Annotated in this window: 13 protein-coding genes and 2 pseudogenes; 9 read left to right on the top strand and 6 right to left on the bottom strand. The window is 67.0% G+C overall.

Annotated elements, in window-relative coordinates; translation table 11 throughout:
- The first annotated feature begins 93 nt into the window (after positions 1-93).
- The 3 genes from SALPAC6_RS0108295 to SALPAC6_RS0108285 are packed head-to-tail and all read left to right on the top strand — an operon-like array spanning position 94 to position 7212.
- Complete coding sequence (locus SALPAC6_RS0108295; RefSeq protein ID WP_018252962.1) at positions 94-999, top strand: hypothetical protein; 906 nt, start codon at positions 94-96, stop codon at positions 997-999.
- Positions 996-6803 carry a type I polyketide synthase gene (locus SALPAC6_RS0108290; protein WP_018252961.1) on the top strand — a complete coding sequence of 1936 codons (5808 nt, stop codon included), beginning with the start codon at positions 996-998 and terminating at the stop codon, positions 6801-6803. The genes SALPAC6_RS0108295 and SALPAC6_RS0108290 overlap by 4 nt, the downstream gene beginning before the upstream one ends.
- Positions 6796-7212 carry an acyl-CoA thioesterase gene (locus tag SALPAC6_RS0108285; protein ID WP_026189444.1) on the top strand — a complete coding sequence of 139 codons (417 nt, stop codon included), beginning with the start codon at positions 6796-6798 and terminating at the stop codon, positions 7210-7212. The genes SALPAC6_RS0108290 and SALPAC6_RS0108285 overlap by 8 nt, the downstream gene beginning before the upstream one ends.
- An 83-nt stretch (positions 7213-7295) precedes the next feature.
- Here the strand turns inward: SALPAC6_RS0108285 and SALPAC6_RS0108280 are convergent, their stop codons facing one another.
- Positions 7296-8045, bottom strand: coding sequence for a helix-turn-helix transcriptional regulator (locus tag SALPAC6_RS0108280; protein ID WP_223874276.1), 750 nt, complete (start codon positions 8043-8045; stop codon positions 7296-7298).
- Positions 8046-8545: 500 nt separating this feature from the next.
- Complete coding sequence (locus tag SALPAC6_RS0108275) at positions 8546-9754, bottom strand: HEAT repeat domain-containing protein (protein WP_026189442.1); 1209 nt, start codon at positions 9752-9754, stop codon at positions 8546-8548.
- 468 nt (positions 9755-10222) lie between these two features.
- Between SALPAC6_RS0108275 and SALPAC6_RS0108270 the strand changes: the two genes are divergently transcribed.
- The 3 genes from SALPAC6_RS0108270 (at position 10223) to SALPAC6_RS0108260 (ending at position 13803) form a co-directional block, all read left to right on the top strand.
- Positions 10223-11524 carry an ABC1 kinase family protein gene (locus tag SALPAC6_RS0108270; protein WP_018252957.1) on the top strand — a complete coding sequence of 434 codons (1302 nt, stop codon included), beginning with the start codon at positions 10223-10225 and terminating at the stop codon, positions 11522-11524.
- A gap of 227 nt (positions 11525-11751) precedes the next feature.
- Complete coding sequence (locus SALPAC6_RS0108265; protein ID WP_018252956.1) at positions 11752-12945, top strand: cytochrome P450; 1194 nt, start codon at positions 11752-11754, stop codon at positions 12943-12945.
- A gap of 27 nt (positions 12946-12972) precedes the next feature.
- Positions 12973-13803: a methyltransferase domain-containing protein gene (locus SALPAC6_RS0108260; RefSeq protein WP_018252955.1), complete on the top strand. Its 831-nt coding sequence runs from the start codon at positions 12973-12975 to the stop codon at positions 13801-13803.
- A 13-nt stretch (positions 13804-13816) separates the two neighbouring features.
- Here the strand turns inward: SALPAC6_RS0108260 and SALPAC6_RS0108255 are convergent, their stop codons facing one another.
- Genes SALPAC6_RS0108255 through SALPAC6_RS0108245 form a run of 3 tightly spaced genes read right to left on the bottom strand, consistent with a single transcriptional unit; the run spans position 13817 to position 15537 of the window.
- Positions 13817-14200, bottom strand: coding sequence for a VOC family protein (locus SALPAC6_RS0108255; RefSeq protein WP_026189440.1), 384 nt, complete (start codon positions 14198-14200; stop codon positions 13817-13819).
- Positions 14201-14236: 36 nt separating this feature from the next.
- Positions 14237-14938 (bottom strand): SRPBCC family protein, encoded by a 702-nt coding sequence (locus SALPAC6_RS0108250; protein ID WP_018252953.1) that lies wholly within the window; start codon positions 14936-14938, stop codon positions 14237-14239.
- Positions 14935-15537: an ArsR/SmtB family transcription factor gene (locus SALPAC6_RS0108245; protein WP_018252952.1), complete on the bottom strand. Its 603-nt coding sequence runs from the start codon at positions 15535-15537 to the stop codon at positions 14935-14937. Before SALPAC6_RS0108245 ends, SALPAC6_RS0108250 begins: the two co-directional genes overlap by 4 nt.
- A 648-nt stretch (positions 15538-16185) precedes the next feature.
- Between SALPAC6_RS0108245 and SALPAC6_RS30030 the strand changes: the two genes are divergently transcribed.
- The 3 genes and pseudogenes from SALPAC6_RS30030 to SALPAC6_RS30020 form a co-directional block, all read left to right on the top strand.
- Positions 16186-16446, top strand: coding sequence for a hypothetical protein (locus SALPAC6_RS30030; protein WP_223874429.1), 261 nt, complete (start codon positions 16186-16188; stop codon positions 16444-16446).
- Complete coding sequence (locus tag SALPAC6_RS30025; RefSeq protein ID WP_223874428.1) at positions 16398-16913, top strand: transposase; 516 nt, start codon at positions 16398-16400, stop codon at positions 16911-16913. Before SALPAC6_RS30030 ends, SALPAC6_RS30025 begins: the two co-directional genes overlap by 49 nt.
- 50 nt (positions 16914-16963) lie before the next feature.
- Positions 16964-17207 (top strand): annotated as a pseudogene (locus tag SALPAC6_RS30020) (chitinase); the annotation flags it as partial.
- On the opposite strand, the pseudogene SALPAC6_RS0108235 reads toward SALPAC6_RS30020, so the two are convergent.
- A pseudogene (locus SALPAC6_RS0108235) lies at positions 17109-18708 on the bottom strand (MDR family MFS transporter). The pseudogenes SALPAC6_RS30020 and SALPAC6_RS0108235 sit on opposite strands and share 99 nt — an antisense overlap.
- Positions 18709-18755: the final 47 nt, after the last annotated feature.

The following is an 18755-nucleotide window of genomic DNA, read 5'->3' as shown; positions in this document are numbered from 1 at the left end:
CGTCGCGTCGGCCGGGCGCTGTTCTTCTCAACGCGCCAGCCGGCTAAGCGGCCCTTCAGCCCCGTCTCACCCACCGACGAAACGGTGTGCGTTGTGATATCCGCTGCTCCAGGAGAGCTCCGAGTACGAGCCCTGCGTCGCTTCGCCCTGTCCATCACGATTCTCACCCTGCTCGGCCACCTCTTCCTCGGGTTCGAGCAGGCACCAGTGACGCCGGTTTTGACCCTTCTGCTGGGTTATGCCCTTGATCTGGCCCTGGAAACGTTCCAAGCCCGTGTCGAGCGGCGCCCGGCGGCCTTCCTCGGTGGCTTCCGGCGGCTGGTGGACTACCTCCTACCCACCCACATCGGCGCGCTGGCCTGCGCGATGCTGCTCTACGGCAACTCCTCGCCCTGGCCGTACCTGTTCGCCATCGCCACGGCGGTGGCCTCCCGGCACGTCCTGCGGATCCGAGTCGATGGTCGGCCGCGGCACGTGCTCAACCCCTCCAACGCCGGCATCGCGCTGACTCTCCTGCTCTTTCCCTGGGTCAGCATCGCGCCGCCCTATCATTTCACCGCTGGGATCTCCGGGGCGCTGGATTGGCTGCTGCCGCTCGGCGTCCTCATGGCCGGCACGCTGCTCAACGGCAAGCTCACTGGAAAGATGCCGTTGATCCTGGGTTGGCTGGCCGGCTTCGTCGGGCAGGCGTTACTGCGAGCGGTCCTCTTCGACCACGACTTCGTCGCCGCGCTACTGCCGATGACTGGCCTTGCCTTCATCCTTTTCACCAATTACATGATCACTGATCCTGGCACCACGCCCCGCGCCCGCGGCAATCAGGTGTGGTTCGGGCTGTGCACCGCGGCCGTCTACGGCCTGCTGGTGCTTGCACACGTCTCGTACGGACTGTTCCTCGCTCTGGTCATCACCTGCACCCTTCGGGCGGGCCTGCTGTTGGTCGATCGCCACCGGCTGATTCGGGCCCGGCGGACGCGCCTGGGGAAGGCAGCCGCATGAGGGCGAACGAACGGCAGATCGCGGTGGTCGGCATGGCTTGCCGCTATCCCGATGCCGACGATCCCACGCAACTGTGGCGCTCGGTGCTGGCCCGCCGCCGCGCGTTTCGGGCGATCCCGGCCGAACGGCTGGACCCCGCGCACCGGCTCGGGGCGCCGCACGCGCCGGATTCGACGTACGTCCGCCGCGCCGCACTGCTGCGGGACTGGCACTTCGACCGCGAGGCCTTCCGCGTGTCCGGGGTTGGCTGGCGAGCTGCGGATCATGCGCATTGGCTGGCGTTGGAGACGGCGGGGGCGGCCCTGGCGGACGCCGGATTCCCCGCGGGCGCCGACCTGGACGCCGACCGCGTCGGTGTTGTGCTCGGCAACTCGCTCACCGGTGAATTCAGCCGGGCGGGCCTGGTGCGGATGCACTGGCCGTTCGTTCGCCGATCGGTGGAGGCCGCCTTACACGACACCAGAGTGGATTCCGCGGTCGCCGCACAAGTACTCGATCAGGCCTGGCACCGGATCGCCGCTGCATTCCCGGAGCCGGGCGACGAGTCACTGGCAGGGGCGCTGAGTAACACCATCGCTGGCCGCATCTGCAACCACTTTGACTTTCACGGTACTGGTTACACGGTCGATGGTGCCTGCGCGTCGAGTTTGCTCGCCGTCATCACCGCGGCCAACGCGTTGCTCTCCGGCGAGCTGGACTTCGCCCTCGCCGGTGGTGTCGACCTGTCCCTGGACCCGCTGGAGATGATCGGCTTCGCCCGCCTCGGCGCGCTCGCCCACGGGCAGATGCGTGTGTATGACGAGCAACCCACCGGCTTCCTGCCGGGGGAGGGGTGCGGCATCGTTGCCCTCATGCGCGCCGACGAGGCGCAACGGCGTGGACTGCGTGTCTACGCGAGGCTGACCGGCTGGGCGACGTCTTCGGATGGGTCCGGGGGCTTGACCCGGCCGGACATGGGCGGGCAGGCGCTGGCACTGCGGCGGGCATATCAGGCGGCCGGGGTGAAGCCGGAGCACGTCGGCCTCATCGAGGGGCATGGCACCGGAACCGCTGTCGGCGATCGGGTCGAGCTGGAAACGCTGACCCGAATCCGGCGCGATGCGACCGGTGCTGCGGCGCTCGGCTCAGTGAAGGCAAACATCGGCCACACGAAGGCGGCCGCTGGAGCGGCGGCACTGATCAAGACTGTTCTCGCCGTGTATCACCGGATACTTCCGCCGACCACAGGCTGCCACACACCGCACCCCCTGCTTCGCGGGGCAGACGCCAAATTGCGAGTGCTCGACGAGCCGGAGCCGTGGCGGGGCCACCGGCTGACAGCCGGCGTCTCCGCGATGGGGTTCGGCGGGATCAACAGCCACGTCGTGGTGGAGAGCGGCGCGTCCGGTGCCGCTGCCGGCCACCGCCGGATTTCCGCCTCGGCCCAGGCCTGGGCACACCCCCCGATCCAACCGGAGATCGTGCTGCTCGAAGCCGCCGACCGAGGTGAGTTGACCAAGCAACTCGACCGTCTTGTCGACTGGGGCGCGATGCTTAGCGACGCCGAGGTCGGTGACGTCGCGGCGACTCTCAGCGCTGCAGCCGGGGGGACAGCCAGGATCCGCTGCGCCCTGGTCGTCCAGGACGCCGACGAGCTGACCGCCGCGGCCCGCGCCGCGACCAGGTTGTTAGCTACGTGGAACGGCCACGTCCTGGTCGATGAGAGCGCCGGAGTGGCGTTGGGCGGCGGACCGCCGGCGCGAGTGGGGCTGCTCCTGCCCGGCCAAGGCGCCCCTGTGCGGCACGACCCCGGCCCACTGGCCCGGCTACTCCGCGAGCTGCCCGAGCGGCCCGCGGACACCGGGGCTTCCGGCACCGAGGCGGCACAACCCGCCGTGGTGTGGCAGTCACTCCTCGGCCTGGCCTGGCTGGATCAACTCGGCTGCGCCCCAGTCGGTGCGGTCGGGCACAGCCTCGGCGAGTTGACCGCCCTTGCCTGGGCTGGTGCTGTGGACATGGGCCGGCTCATCCAGTTGGTCGTCGTCAGGGGCCGCGTCATGGCGCGGCACGGGATGGCGGGCACGGGCATGGTGAGTCTGTCCGTCGACGAGGCGCGGGCGGTCCGGTTGGCGACCGAGCACGGTCTTGTGGTGTCGGCCCTCAACGCTCCGGACCGTACCGTGCTCGCCGGCGCCGACGAGAACCTTGCCGGGCTGGAGGCGGCGCTACGGGACAGCGGCATCGAGGCGGTTCGACTACCGGTGTCGTACGGCTTCCACAGCCCGGCGATGGGACCTGCCCAGCCGGCCTGGGCCGCCGAGCTGAACATGGTCGGATTTCCCCGACGGTCGTGGCCGGTCGTATCCAGCGTGACCGGAGAGGCGTTGCGCGAAAGCGACGACCTGGTGGCCCTGCTCACCCATCAGCTCACCGCCCCGGTGCGGTTCGTCGCCGCAGCCCGCGCGCTTGGCCAGCAGTGTGACCTGCTCGTCGAGGCAGGTCCGGGGACCATGCTGTCCCGGCTCGCTGCCAGGTTCTCGGCCGTACCGGCGGTCAGCCTGGACTGCGGGGGATCGCCCCGCTCACTTGCCCTCGCCACCGCTGCTGTCGTTGCCGCCGGCGCTGGCGACCTCACCGCCTGGTACGCGGGGCGGCCCTACCGCCCGCTCCGGCCAGGGACGGCCATGTCATTTCTCAGCAGCCCGTGTGGTTCCGGCATCTCCGCCGCCGGGCTGCCCGGGGCGGGATCTGTGTCGACCGAGGCGGAACCCGTTCCCCAGCCGGGTCGAGTCGAGCCGCTGTCGAGCGGGGCAGATGCGGTGGTGCGGACCGCCTCCGCTCGGCCAGCGCCGACTCCGCCCGAGGTGGACCCACTCAACCAGCTGTGCGCCCACCTCGCCACCGAGCTGGAACTACCGGTGACGAGCATTGCCCCGGCAACCAGACTCCTCGGTGACCTGCACCTGAACTCACTGCGGATCGCCCGTACCGTCGCCGCGGTCGCATCGGCGCTGGGCCGGCAACCACCTTCTGCGCCACTGTCGCTGGCCGAGGCGACCGTCGCCGAGGCGGCGGAGGTGCTCGCACAGCTGCCCGCCGCTGATGATGAGGAGGAACCGGTCCAGGGCGTAGCACCCTGGGTACGACTGTTCCGGCACGACTGGGTGCCGGTTGAGAACACTGTGATGGCCACCAGCGGCGTACGGTGGCGGGTCGAGGCGCCGGTGGGCCACCCCTTGCACGCGGTCTTCCCCGCCGTGTCTGAGCAGACAGCAGCGTCGCACGGACTAGCTGTCGCACTCGGCCCAGACGACGGACCCGTGGAGGTAGCTGCCGCCCTGACGCGGATCGCCGTCGAGCAGCCGGCCCGGCTGGCGATCGTGCACGACGGCCATCCCGCCGCCGCCGCTGTCGGCCGTTCGGTCGCGGCAGAACTTCCGGGCAGCGCGGTGACAGTGCTCGAAGCTACCTCCCCTGAAGACATCACGAGGCTGGCCGGGTTGGCGGTGCCGGCCGGATACGGGGAGCTACGGGTCGGGCCCCGCGGCGTCCAGCGGCTGGTCACCTCCCTGCATCGCCCGGCCGACGGGTCGCGGGAGGTGCCGCTGGGCCCCGACGATCTCTGTATCGTCACCGGTGGTGCCACTGGCATCACGGCTTTCGTCGCGGCGGCGATCGCCGAACGAACCGGATGTCGGCTCTTGGTCCTCGGGCGGCGCCCCATTGAGGACGCCGAAACGGGCGAAGCGCTGCGGCGGCTGAGTGCGGTCCTCGGCGACGACCGGCTGCACTATGAGCGAGCCGATCTGACCGACCCCGAGGCGGTACGGGCGGTGGTGGCCGGTGCGGGGCGGCTCGGCGCGGTCCGGGCGGTTGTGCATGGTGCCGGAATCAACCGGCCGGCGCAGCTTTCACAGGTCTCGGCGAAGGAGCTTCAGGATCACCTGGGCGGCAAGGTGGACGGGCTCAAGTCACTGCTCACCGCCGTGGGGCCGGACCTACGTTTGGTGCTGGCGTTTGGCTCCATCATCGGCCGTCAGGGGTTGGCCGGGCAGGCCGCCTACTGTGTCGGTAACGACTGGCTGCGTCATGAGGTGGAACGGTGGGCCGGCGATCACCCGGCGGTTCGGGCGCACGTGATCGAGTGGTCGGTCTGGTCCGGGATCGGTATGGGGGTCCGTCTAGACGTACTCGATTCGCTGCGTAGGCGCGGGGTTGGCGGCATCGCCCCCGATGACGGTGTCGCGGCGCTGTGGCGAATCCTCACCGATCCGACCGCTCCGGTGACCGTGCTGTGTACGGCGGCGTTTCCCGAATCCGCCACGTTGAGTCCACAGCCCGCGCCTGATGCTCCCGATTTGGGTCGGCTGCGCTTCGCTGAAGTCATGGTCAGCCGGATTGGACAGGTTGCCACGGTGACCGAGGCGGTCTTGTCGGCCGGAGCGGACCCGTATTTACGGGATCACCGTGTCGGCGATGTGTCGCTGCTGCCCGCCGTGCTGGGTCTGGAGGCAATGGTGCAGCTGGCGTCGTTGACCCTCGGCAACCGGGTCGGTTGGGCGATTCGGGACGTCCGCTTCGCCGCGCCGATCGACATTCCCGAGCTCCACACGAGGCGGATTCGGGTGGCGGCGCTGGCCGATGAGGGCGGGACGGATGTCGCAGTGGTGATCCGCGCGGACACCGACGGTTTCGCTACTGACCGATTTAGCGGGACGGTGGTCGGGCAACCCCCGGCGCCGCCGGCGAGCAGCGTGGGGGGCGGCGAGGAGTCCCGGCCGTGCTCGCGGGTGGAAACGGCCGGACCGGAGGAGAACGGCGCTCATTCCTGGTATGAATCGGTGCTCTTTCATGAGGGACAGATGCGTCGTCTCGTCTGCGCGGAATCGGTTTCGGCGTTCGGGGTGCGCGCGGTGGTCGAGGCCAGCGAATCGGAGCGCTGGTTCGCGTCGTTCCTCGGTCAGGATCTGCTGCTCGGCTGCCCGGGTGGGCACGACGCGGTGATCCATACGCTGCTCGCCTGTGCGCCGCACCGCCGGGTACTACCGGTGGGCGCGGCCGAGGTGGTCGTCTGGCAGCCACTGCGCGGTCTACTCACCGTCGAGGCGCGGGAGACGTGGCATGGCACGGACGAGTACGTTTTCGACGTCGACGTCACCCGCTCCGGTAGTCCGGTAGCGCGGTGGCGGGGCTTGCGGCTGCGAGCGGTCGGCGAGAACCCGGAGTTCATCGCGGCCCGGGACTGCGGCCGACTTGGCGTGGAGCTGGTTGCTCCGTGGCTGAGTCGTCGGTTAATCGAGGTCGGTGCGGTCGACGCAGTGGAGTTCGTCGTGGGAGCGGGCCGGCGTGAGACGGAGGGTGCGCGCGGTCTGGTGGCTCGGCATCTCGCCCTGCCCGAGTCGGAGCTGGGCCACAAGCCGTCCGGCGCGCTCCACGTGCCCGGCCGGTATGCCAGCGCGAGCTACGCCGACGGGCAGGTGCTCGTCGCGCTCACCGACCGTCCGGTGGGAGTGGACTGGGAGCCGGTGACGGACCGGTCGCTGGCAGGGTTGCTGGACGCCTCCGCGCGGGTGACCGTGGACGATCTCCGGCAGCACACCGGAGACGCCCCAGAGGTAGCCACAACCCGGTTGTGGGCCGCTCGGGAGGCTCTGGTCAAGCTCGGCGTCGATCCGGACCAGGCACTGGCGCACGGCGAGGCGGAGCCGGACGGCTTGCTCGTCTCCACGGGGCAGGACGTGGCGGTGACGACCGCGTTGGCCTGGGGCAAAGAGGCGAAGCAGGTGGTGGTGGCGGTGGCGACCAGATTGGGGCGACATGAGTAGGTGGTATGTCCATCGACACGTGGTGACCCTGGACGAGACCAATGTCGTGGGGAACGTCTACTTCGCGCACTTCCTACATTGGCAGGGGCACTGCCGGGAGCGGTTTCTCGGTGACCACGCACCCGCCGTCCTAGATCAAATACGTCGGGGTGACCTGGTCCTGGTGACCGTGTCGTGCGGCATGGACTACTACGAGGAGTGCTTCGGCCTAGACGAGATAGAAGTGCGGATGCGCGTGGACGGTCAGCACGGGCACCGGCTGGGCATGCACTTCGAGTTCCGTCGTGGAGGGCGGGAGGTCGCTCGGGGCCAGCAGACGGTGGCGTGTCTACGCCGTACCCTGGACGGCCCGGTGCCGGTCGACCTGCCGGTCGAGCTGCGGGTGGCCCTGACGGCATTCAGCGGGTGATCGCTGCGGCACTCGACCTGCTCACCTGGGTCGGGTGCCGCAGCGATTCCACATGCGGTTGTGGCCGAGAACGTGTGCTCCCGTCAGCTACCCGTCTTCAGTAGCGGCGGCTGCCTACGCTGGGCCAGGGCGAGCAGTGCCGAGGTGAGCTGCACGGGAGGATCGATGGGGCGCGGGCATCGAAGCGCGATCTGAAAGCTCCGGTCGGTGCGTCCGCCGCGGACGACGATGGGCGTGTCGCCCGTACCGACGAACTGCGCCTGCCAGCCGTTGTCGCCGAGCACGTCGGACAGCGTCGAGCGGTTGTCGAAGCCCAGCGCCACGGCGTGGTACGCCCCGTCTGCCAGCGGCCGGAAGTGGCTCAGGCGGTTGGTTTCCAGTACGCCATAGGTCACCGGGACATCGTCGGGCTCCTCTGACCGGTAGAGCCCTAGCACCGCGCAGCCGCCGGTGCTCGGCCCGCCGGTGACGGCGCCGACTGGTCCCGGGGTGAAGTGGCGCTCGGCGGCCGGATCGGTCAGCTCGCTCAACCGAATGTGGCCGAAGACGGACATTGCCGACCGGAACCGTCGTGGCGACATTCCGGTCAGCTTGGTGAACTGGCTGATGAAGGTGCCGAGGCCGGAGTATCCGACGCCCAGACAGACCTCGGTCACTGACAGGTTCGAATTGACTAGCATGCTCCGGGCGCGGGCCATCCGCAGTGCGGTCAGAAATCGTGCCGGTGTGGTGGATGTGACGTGCCGGAATACCCGATGGAAGTGGAACGGGCTGAGCAACGCGGCCTGAGCTATGTCGGAAAGGCGTTGGGGTTCCGAGAAATGGGCTGTCATGTATTCGATAGCCCGAGTGACGGAATCTAGCCGAGCGGCATTGGTAGGGTTTTCAAGACACATCCCCAGGTTGCTACACCTCGTGACTTGGGCACATTCTAAACAGTTCCCCCTTTGTCGCCATAGCTGGTCAACAGTGGTCATCGCGTAGCCCTCCCCAGGGTCGCCGAGTCGCGGCCGCATCTAACCCGACGGGCGCGGTCACATGTCTCTTGCTGCCGTCGATTGCGCCACCCAGGGCCCACAAAGACCCGAGGTTAGTCCTCCCGGGTTTGCCGAGTCCGTGTACGGCCGCTTGCATCGTTGCGTTCAGTCAAGCGCCCTTTATGCTGTGCATAGTTATCTAATCTTGCTAATGGCATCACGAACGACGTGGCCCAAAAGCGGCAAATGGGAATTAAGTGTGACAATGGCGCCCCTGCTCGGCTTCGTCCGGCAGACCGTCGTTGGACGGCTCCGGGGCGGACAGCTACCGCCGTCCGCCCCGGAGTTCAGTCAGTTCAGTTCATCCAGTTCGTACGGGGGCAGAACTGCACCCCCGGGATGTCGGCGGTGCCGTCCTGGTTGGAGTCGACATCCCCATCCCGCGTCGAGTAGATGTCGAGCGAGTTGACGTTGACTTTGTCGTCGCCATCCCAGTCGACGAGCTTGCCCTTGAACGTGCCCACGATGAACGCGTTGGCCAGCGGTCCAGTGGGGGTGTCCAACGTGCCGAGGATGCTGTTGCCGGGGAACAGCACCTCCTCCAGCGAGCTGCCCGCCATGGTGTCGAAGTTGACATAGCCCCAGGTGTGTACCCGGCCTCGGACGTAGCGGATCGCCGACTCGCCCCTGATCTGGATACTCGGGTCGAGGGTCCACTCGCCACTGCGCTTGGCGGCGACCATCTCGTTGCGGTGCCCCAGGCTGTCGTCGTCGGCACGGCCGGACAGGAAGATCGGGCGAAGACCGCGCGACTCGAAGTAGAAGCTGCCGCGGCCGGGGTTGGCGTGGTTGGTGAGCCCACGGAACACAAAGTTCTCGGTGTGCGGTGTTCCGTCGTCGTGCAGGCCAGACAGCGTCTTGCTGATGATGAGCTTCTGGTTCCGGGTGTCCGTGTTCGGGCACGCATGCGCCTGTCCGTAGCTGCGGGCGAGGCCCTGCGGGGCCAGGGAGATCTTGCCCCAGTTGCGTCCCGTCTCATCGAGTGCGACATAGACATCGCAGTGGATGTTGAGCAGAATCGTCTCGTCGAAGGTCCGGTCGCTGTCCCAGGTGAACGACCGGTTGTCAAAGGCAGGCAGGCCGGTGCGCAGCTCGGAGCTGAACAGCTTCGCCCACTCGCCGACGTCGGCGTCGTCGTCGTTGACGTGCCGCTCGATGACCTGCAGGGCCCGTGGCCCGCCGATCTTCTCTAGCGCCCACAGCGCGTTCCACCGCACCTCACGGCTTTCGTCGGTGGCGATGCTCTCCGCGATCAGGTCGATCGCTTCCGGCAGCCGGCGGTCCATCGCCTGGTACAGGGACTGCTCGCGGACCATCGGGTCCGGGTGGTGCAACGCCTCGTAGGCGACCTGGTCGTCGGTGCGGATGTCGAGCCGCACCGCGTCCCGGTCCAGGATGTCGCCGAGCTCGCTGTTCAACAGAGCCGGGTCACCCTTGAGGTAGTGCTCCCACTCAGGCGCGCGGTCCCGACCCCCGGTGGACAGACCGATGGATTGGAGTGTCATGTTCTTGATCACCCTTTCATCTCTGGTGATTGCGGTGCCTGCGATATGCGTGCGACGAAACCCGGTGTGGAGCAGCCACCGAGCGATTTCGCCTCGGACGGCGAATACGGACACCCGCTGCAAGGCCGAGTGCGAGCCATTCGCGACCTCTTTGCCGGTTCAGATTTCGGCCGCAGGCGGCGAGCCATGGAGTCGCCCAAGAGTGGACGGCTCCGCCGGCAGCTGCTCCACATGCCATGGCCCCGCCTACGGTGGTGCGTTTCAAGGGTTGGCAGTGCGAGGGGGTGACGTCAACACTGCGACGCAGTGCAGCAAGAAAGCGTAGCTTCGGGTGCAAATTACTTCGAAGTCTTGCTGTCCCGTTCCCAGGAAACAGAAAACTGCGCAGGGCCGGACTAGGGTTCTTGCCGTTGCCGTTGCCGTTGCCGTTGCCGTTGCCGTTGCCGTTGCCGTTGCCGAGGAGAATCGATGCTGAAACGATTGTTTCGATGGTGGGCTCTCGTTGTTCGGGCCGTCACGATCGCCGTGCTGCTGGTGGGCTGGGCCGGGCGGCTCGCGGTTCGCCTGCTGATCGACGCCCTGCGGCCGAGGGGCATGCGAGGAGCCCGTGTCCGGGAGCAGCTGGCAGTCACTCTCACCGACGCGGTCGAACAGCTCGGTCCGGCCTACGTCAAGTTGGGTCAGGTGCTCAGCACACGGGTCGACCTTCTGCCTCCGTGGCTGTGCCGGAACCTGTCCCGGCTGCATGACCGGGTGTCCCCGCCGTCCGACCTCGCCGCCGTCATCCGAACCGTGCCACCAATGGTGACATCCCGTGTCATCGGCGGGGCGGCCGGGCTGACACCGGCGGCGGCGGGCAGCATCGCCTGCGTCTACCGGGCCTGCCTCTACGACGGTCGCGTGGTCGCCATCAAAGTACGGCGGCCGGGAATCGAAGAGACCATGAGACTCGATCTGGCGTTGGTCGGTGCCGTCGCTCGGGTCGTCGGCCGGCTACCAGCGATGCGTCAGGTTCCACTGGCGGAGATAGTCGACCAAGTCTCGGCCGCCGTGTACGAGCAGCTCAACTTCGTCCGGGAGGCGCAGTCGCTGACCCGGCTGCGCGAGAACCTGAGCTGCCTGCCGGACGTCCGGGTGCCGGCCGTCGTGTCGGAGCTTTCCGGCCACACGGTCCTGGTGACGGAGTGGATCGGGGCGCTGGAACGAAACACCGAGCGAACCCCCGCCCGGCGGACCGCGATGCTCAACGGGCTGAGGGCCGCGTACCAGATGCTCTTCCAGGACGGATTCGTGCACTGTGACCTCCATCCGGGGAACCTGTATCTGATGTCGGATGGCACCGCGGTGATCGTGGACACCGGCTTCGTCCGCGGCTTGACCGACCTCACTCGCCGCAGGTTCGCCGAGTTCTTCTACTACCTCGGCCGTAGTGACGGGCAGCGCTGCGCCGAGATCTTGTTGTCGACGGCCCTCGATGGCGGGGGCCGGTACGACCGGGATGGCTTCCGGAACGACGTGGTGGCCCTGGTGGCACGCAATAGCTCGGTCAGGGCCTCGGACTTCGACCTGGCGTCCTTCGCCGCCACGCTCTTCGCGATCCAGCGATCGCGTGGGTTGTACGCCGATCCGCAGTTCGTCTTTCCGATCCTCGCTCTCCTGGTGCTTGAGGGCAGCGTGCGTGAGCTCGTCCCGGACGTCGACTTCCAGGCGGAGGCGGTGCCGTACGTGCTCCGTGGGTTGCAGGAAACGGCCTCTGTGCGGCGCGGCTGACCCGGATGACGTCGATCAGGCCGGCCTCCGCCTGGCCAATCGCAGCGCCGTCACCGTATGGCCCTGGTGGACGTCTTTCATATCTATCCACCACTGCCTATGGACGAAGGGGTGCGGTGCTCCTGTGCGGATGCCACGAACGCCCCCTTGCCCGACAAGGTCCGCCTGCTGTATGACTGGATGTCACGCTGTCATGACAATTTGTCATATCGTCGGAGGGAGTGGTGATGGCTGCCGTGCCGCGCCTCACGTTCGCGGACGGAGGTAAGCGCGTGCTGCCCTGGTTCCGGCGGATGCGGGATGACCAGCCCGTGTGGTACGACCAGGGCACCAAGAGCTGGAATGTGTTTCGGTACGCCGACATCGCCCAGATACTCAAGGATCCTGTCACGTTCTCGTCCGACCCGGGCCGGTCGATGCCGCCCGAGCTGGCCGAAGAAGCCGAGGGCAGCTTGGTCGCGGTCGACCCTCCGCGGCATACCAGGCTGCGGGGGCTGATTAGCGCGGCCTTCACGCCGCGACTGGTCGAGCAGCTGGCCCCGCGTGTCCGTTCGATTGGTGAGCTGCTGCTTAACCGGGCGTTCGTGGACCGTAGGGTCGAGGGCGAGTTCGACATCATCGGCGACCTCGCCTACCTGCTACCGGTGTATGTCATCGGCGAGCTCCTCGGGCTACCCGAGAGTGACCGGGGGTACCTGGTTCGTGCGGCTGACGAGTTCTACGCCATCAGCGCGGATGATCCATTCGATGGCGCCTACATGGCGAGCATGCAGTCCACGCTCGATGAACTTGGCAGCTACATGCTCGACCACGCAGAGCGTCGTCGCGCCAAGCCCGGGGATGACCTGATCAGCGCGCTCGCGCACGCCGAAATCGACGGGGAACGCCTCAACGACAGGGAGATTCGCAACTTTGCGATTCTCTTGCTGACCGCCGGCCACATCACCACGACCGCGCTGCTCGGCAACACATTGTTGGCTCTGGGTGAGCGACAGGACATCATGCTGCGGTGGCGGCAGGGACAGGTTGACACCGCAATTCTGCTCGAGGAGGTACTGCGACACCGAACGCCGTTCACTGAGGTTTACCGGTTCACCACGACCGAGGTGACGATCGGTAATCAGGTGGTGCCTGGTGACCAGCTCCTGCGCCTGTGGATCGCCTCCGGTAACCGAGACGAGCGGCAGTTCGCCGATCCCGACACGTTCGTGCTTGGCCGGGACAGCAAGCACCTCGGCTTCGGGCTCGGGATTCACTACTGCCTCGGCGCCAGCCTGGCCCGGATGGAGTCCTCCGTCGTGCTGGGGCTACTCGCTGAACGCACCACATCGCTGGCGCCCGCGGTGGAGGCGCTTTCGTACTACGACGCACCCGGAATTTTTTGCCTGCGCTCACTGCCGGTGTCGTACCGCAGAACCTGACCGCAGCCTCCGACGAGGAGAACGTGTATGTCCGTCACCGACGAGCAGGCCAGGTACGACTACAAATCAGATGAGTCGATGCGCACCGATGTCTGGGACGAGAACCTGCACGTCGGGTACTGGGATAGCCCCGACGACACCAGTGACCAGACTGTTGCCACCGACCGGCTGACCGAGCTGGTGCTCGCCCGCAGCAGGCTCGGCGCTGGTCAGCACCTGCTCGACGTGGGTTGTGGTTTGGGTAAACCCGCGCGGCGGGCGGCTACTGAAACCGGTTGCTCGGTGTCGGGTGTTTCCGACTCCGATACCCAGGTCGAGCGAGCGAACGAGGGCGCGGTCGCAGCCGGGCTCGCCGGCCGGGCTAGCTTCCAGATGGCCGACGCGACCCAGGAGCTTCCGTTTCCGGACGCCCATTTCGACGTGGCATGGGCGATCGAGTCACTGGTGCACATGACCGACCGCGCCCGCGCGCTCGCGCAGGTCGCCCGTACCCTCAAGCCCGGTGGGCTGTTCGTCGCTACTGACTTCTTCACCCACCCACCATTGACCGGGACGCGCGCCGACGCGGTGGAGGCATTCCGCGGGGTCGCCCTACTGGGACCCATCGTCCCCCTCGACGACTATCCAGCCTTGCTACGCACGGCTGGCTTTGAACTTCGCGAGTTCGTCGATCTTACCGAGCACACCCACCGGACCTACGCGTTGCTGTTGCAGGCATTGCGGGACAACGAAACGGACCTGCGCGCACAGCACGGCGACGCGGTCTTCGACGGATTCGTTACTGCATTCGCCTACTGCGTGGAGTCGCTCGAGCCGCGCTACATGCTCTACGTGGCCCGGCGGGTGGCCGATCGCTGAGGCCGAGTGCGGCTCAGCTGGTGTGTGGGTTCTGCATCAGCGCAACGACCGCGCCCGCAGGGTCCTTGATCAGTGCGAACCCGCCCGGGCCGGTGCCGTTGGGCTGCCGCACGACCTCGCCACCCTTCTCAGTCACCCGGGCCAGGCTCGCGGAAAGGTCGCTGACCGCGATGTAGGTGATCCACTGCGGCGGCAGGTCAGCGTTGCTGCTTTTGGCGTGGCAGATGCCAGCGACCGGGTTGCCATCCTGCGCGAGCATCATGTAGTCGTCGTAGGCGCCCATACTCAGCGGCTCCGGCTTCCAGCCGACCACATCCGCGTAGAAGTCACGGACGCCGTCCGCGTTCTGCACGGTGAGGTCGAAGCCCGCGATTGTGCCTACCTTGTCTTGGCTCATCATGTGTTCATTCCTCTCGCTGTTGTGGTACCGATGTCAGTGCGTGTGCTTGGCCCACCACGCTGACCATTGTTCGGAGACCTGACCGAACGCGGTGTCGTCGAGGTTGTAGGTGTTGAGAATGGCCGTCGCGGATCCCGCTGGATTGGTCTGCGATGGTGCGTTCCCCGCGAGCACCAGCAGCCCTGGTCCCCATGCGTCGATGGTCAGGCCGAGTTGATGGGTCGACCGAAACCAGACGTTGCCTGTTGTCCTGCCGCCAACGACGGTGGCGGTGTAGGGGCTGCCGGCTGGTGTTGCCGCCACGCCGGTCAGGCCTAGCCGGTCAACGACGGTGCTGGAGTGGATGTGCTGGTTGGAGAAGAAGAGAGTACGTCGAGTGCCGCTGGTGTGGTGGCTGAGTATGAAGCGTAGCTGTTGGAGGAACGAGGTCCACCCCTCGGTGATGTCGTCGTAGTAGGCGTCCCATTCCGGGTTTCCCGACAGTGGCGCACGGGTGAGTGTGACGCGCACTCCGTCGGCCTGCGGGTGCACCTCGAAACGGTCGCCGCCGTTGGCGACGAGCACGCGTCTCTGGTCATCTACGGTGACATCGGTGAAGTAGATGGATTGAATTTCCTCGGCGATCTCGTCGGTGTCCCAGCCGTGCCATCGGCGGAGGGTGTCGGTGTCTCGCAATGCCTGCCAAGCAGCGTCGACGGTGGTGTCAACCGTAATTTCGATCTTTGGGGTATTCATTGAATCGTTGGTGCCTCCGTTGCCGGTGCCGGGTATCCGGCAGCGACCACTCGGTACGGACGGCCGCCCTCAGTGTCGTATGTGGTCGCTATCTGTGTGATGAGCTCGGTGACTTCCTCGGTGAACTGGTGTACCACGGCGGGGTCGGCGAACCGCACGTGTGTCTCGATTGTGAACGTGAGCAGGCGTTTGCCGGACTCCGCCGCCCCGACCTGCATGCGGGCGACGTCGCGCACCGCGGCGGCCGCAACTCCGACAAGGTGTTCGGCCGAGTGTTGGTCGGCGAGCGCACCGTCAGGCTCGGGCACGTTCTCGTCCACACCCATCAGGGTCGGGTTGACCACGAGCGCGCCCGGCTTGGCGCGCATGATCCGCTCCGTGCAGCCGCGTCGCTGTCGTTCCTCGACCAGCTCGACGAGGCCGATCGCCTCAAGCGCGCGCAGGTGGTAGTTCACCCGCTGGCGGGGGATGCGCAGGCTTGTCGCGAGTTGTGTCGCTGAGGCCGGTACCCGCAGTCTGCCGAGTAGCTGCCTGCGTAGTGGTGGTAGCGCGGCGGCGACGCGGTCGGGCTCGTCAAGGTAGTTGATGCCGCCGGTCATCGATCGATCGTCCAATGGAAAAATCAGATTGTCAATCTAACACGGGCACGCTCCTCGAGTAGTTCGGTCTGGGAAGGAACACCGCCCTCACCGGACTGAGCAAACGCCTGCTACGTCGGCGTCGGCTCGGGGTCCTGGAGGGATCGCGAGGTCCGGGGTGGCCACGGCGCGTTGCTCCGATCCTCGTGATCGTGACCTGTCCGGTCCAGTTTAGTCGAATCGATGACGGAATCAGCTCAACTGTCCCCTAGCGCCTCGTCTTTGAACGTTGATCGGGTAATGCGTCGGTTCTGAGGATGGATCAGGAAAGCTGTCTCCCAGTGCTCGTGTGGGAGGTGGTGGCCGGTGGGTAGAAGACCGGAAGTGTTCGCCCGGCAGGGTGCCGATGGCCGAGGGCCAGCGGTTGCAGCAGATCAGCCGGACGGCGAAGGATCCACGCGTTCAACGAGCGGGGGTTCGACGCCCTGAACCCACAATGGAGCGGGGGCGCACCGAGACGGATCGAAGAGCAGACCCGCGACTGGATCTACGTCATCGCCCGGTGCGCCCCCCCGTTTCCTCAGCCAGCCGTCCTCGGGCTGGTCCCTGGCCAAACTGCGTGACTACCTCACCGCCATCGGCTACGTCACCACGATCAGCGTCGAGACCGTGCGCCGTGTCCTGCACGAACGTGGCGTGTCATGGCAGGCCACCAAGACCTGGAAAGCCAGCACCGACCCCGACCTCACCACCACGATGCGCCGGATCCTGGACCTTTACGACCACCCGCCGCCGGGCGGGCGTGTGCTGTGCGTCGACGAGTTCGGGCCCCTGAACCTGCAACCCCGCCCCGGCCGGCCCGGCGACCCCAGGCACACCCCGTGCGACTACGCGTCACCTACCACCGCGACCAGGGCGTACGGCACATGATCGCCGCCCTCGACCTGGCCACCGGCAGGCTGCACTACCGCATCCGTGACCGTAAACGCTGGCGCGAGTTCCTGTCCTTCCTGAAGACCCTACGCGCCCGCTGGCCCGACCAGAAGCTGTACCTGATCTGCGACAACTTCTCCCCACACAAACACCCCGAGGTCCGCGCCTGGTGCGCCACCAACCACGTCGAGTTGGTGTTCCTACCGACGTACGCGTCCTGGCTGAACTGGATCGAAGCCGAGTTCGCCGCCGTGCGCTACTTCGCCCTGGGCGGCACCGACCACCGCACCCACACCGAGCAGGACACCGCGACCGGCGACTACATCCGCCGGCGCAACCAACGCGCCCAACCGAAGACCGGTTTCGCGACCAACTCCAAGATCCGCCACCCGGATTACCCGTCCAAGGCTGTACGACGAGGCATTAGCACGAAACAACGTTGCGCGGGGCCGATCCGTATCTAGCACCAAGATCAAACATTTGTGGTCCCGGGACAGCTACCCAAGCGCGGGGCCTACAGAACTACAACTCTGGCCCGATCCTCGGATTGGACAACCAGTACCACACGATGGGCGGAGCGGACTTTCCATATCGCGATGACCGGCATGCTGCTCGCCGGCCTTCCGGTCGCCGGGAATCCGGACCACGTCTTTGCCGCCCTACGGGAGAACCAGGTCGCCTTCGGCGCACCTTCGTCGGTCAGTGCCGGCAACGGATACGTTCCGCCGGCGGGGGTGCAGGCTGCGGTCAACTGCCTGGAACGGATAGCTGCGCTGGCCGGTCCGACTCCTCTCCTGCCGTGCGGGTAGGTGGTTCGGGTGGCGGATCCATGGTGGCTCGAGCGTCGGCGTTCTTGATCCTGGCTGAAATCAACGCGCCGACAAGTAGGAGAATGCTGACCAGCACGAAGGATTCGTGGAAGACCGACACCGTATCGACGGCCTCGGCGCTGTCCGGGGTCCGGGCGGTGAGCCATGCCGCCCCCAGGGCGATACCGACCGCAGCGCTGACCTGACGTTGGGTGTTGTAGATGGCGACGGCCTGCCCGGTCGCGGCCGGGCTGATGGTGGCGTAGGTGGCGGTCTGGAGGGCGATGAACACCGGTCCGATGGCCAGGCCCCGTAGCCCCAGTAGAGCGGCCGTGACCAGAGGGTCGGTGTCAGCCCCGACGGCGAGGAGGGCGACGCCACTGGCCGCGGCCAGAAGCGCCCCGTACAGCATGAGCGGGCGGGGTCCGTAGTGGCGGTACCACCAACGGCCGGCGATCTGCGACGAGACGAGGGCTCCGACCGACTGGGGTAGCAGGATCAGGCCGCTGTGGAGTGCGGATTGACCCTGGGGGCCCTGGAGGAACAACGGCAGCAGGAAGATCAAGCCGAGGTAGCCCCCGATGAGGAAACTGCCGGCGATGTTGCCGATACGGAACATCGGATCCTTGAACAGCGCCACGTGCACCAAGGGCTCGGACCTGGTGCGCTCGACCATGACGAAGGCGACTGCCAACAGCGGAGCGCAGATCAGGGCAGCCACGATGGTGGGGGAGGTCCACCCCAGCGTCGGGCCGAGCGACAGCCCGTAGAGCATCGTGGTGAGGGCCGCACCTCCCAGCACGAACCCGGCGATGTCGAAGCGGTGGGCGTGGGGCTCACGATGCTCCACCAGCACGGTGGCGGCCAGGGCCATGGTGAGAATGCCGAGGGGAATGTTGATGTAGAAGATCCACCGCCACGACGCTGTGTCGACCAGCAGCCCGCCGAGCACGGGGCCCACGGCGGGAGCAAGCACGGCAACGCCGAACACGGCGGTGGCGGCCTTGGCGCGCTGCGACTGTGGGAAGGCCCGGTACAGCATGGCCCCACCCACCGGGGTCAGCATGCCACCGCCCACACCCTGCAGGATCCGGAAGGCGATGAGTTGGTCCAGCGTTTGGGCCAGGCCGCACAGGGCCGAAGCCACGGTGAAGAGGGCGAGGGCGACGAGGAAGACGCGCTTGGAGCCGAAGCGGTCACCGATCCAGCCCGAAGCGGGTATGAACAGGGCCAGTGACAGCAGATAGCCCAACACCGCCCAGTGCGTGTGATTCGGCGTCGTCCCGAACTCGGCGGCCAAGGCGGGAACCGCCACGTTGACGATTGTGGTGTCCATGATCTCCACGAACAGGCCCAGCACATAGACGACGGCGACCCAGTACCGGTACGGCAGCCGCCGCCGGTGACTGGAAGGGGACGATGGGGGGTTGGTGATCGTGTGTTGAGCCACCTTGCCGTTCTACAACCTAAAGCTGGGTTCAGATCAACCTGAGATCG

Source organism: Salinispora mooreana (assembly GCF_000379065.1).
Classification (GTDB): domain Bacteria; phylum Actinomycetota; class Actinomycetes; order Mycobacteriales; family Micromonosporaceae; genus Micromonospora; species Micromonospora mooreana.
The sequence above is the reverse complement of the archived record's forward strand: the minus strand, read 5'-3'. Positions and strand labels throughout refer to the sequence as shown.

Bases quoted from the DNA above. Each gene is read 5' to 3' on its own strand.
- SALPAC6_RS0108270 (WP_018252957.1), top strand. From the start codon at position 10,223: ATGCTGAAACGATTGTTTCGATGGTGGGCTCTCGTTGTTCGGGCCGTC.
- SALPAC6_RS0108265 (WP_018252956.1), top strand. From the start codon at position 11,752: ATGGCTGCCGTGCCGCGCCTCACGTTCGCGGACGGAGGTAAGCGCGTG.
- SALPAC6_RS0108255 (WP_026189440.1), bottom strand. From the start codon at position 14,200: ATGAGCCAAGACAAGGTAGGCACAATCGCGGGCTTCGACCTCACCGTG.
- SALPAC6_RS0108290 (WP_018252961.1), top strand. From the start codon at position 996: ATGAGGGCGAACGAACGGCAGATCGCGGTGGTCGGCATGGCTTGCCGC.
- SALPAC6_RS0108250 (WP_018252953.1), bottom strand. From the start codon at position 14,938: ATGAATACCCCAAAGATCGAAATTACGGTTGACACCACCGTCGACGCT.
- SALPAC6_RS0108245 (WP_018252952.1), bottom strand. From the start codon at position 15,537: ATGACCGGCGGCATCAACTACCTTGACGAGCCCGACCGCGTCGCCGCC.
- SALPAC6_RS0108285 (WP_026189444.1), top strand. From the start codon at position 6,796: ATGAGTAGGTGGTATGTCCATCGACACGTGGTGACCCTGGACGAGACC.
- SALPAC6_RS0108260 (WP_018252955.1), top strand. From the start codon at position 12,973: ATGTCCGTCACCGACGAGCAGGCCAGGTACGACTACAAATCAGATGAG.
- SALPAC6_RS0108275 (WP_026189442.1), bottom strand. From the start codon at position 9,754: ATGACACTCCAATCCATCGGTCTGTCCACCGGGGGTCGGGACCGCGCG.
- SALPAC6_RS0108280 (WP_223874276.1), bottom strand. From the start codon at position 8,045: ATGACAGCCCATTTCTCGGAACCCCAACGCCTTTCCGACATAGCTCAG.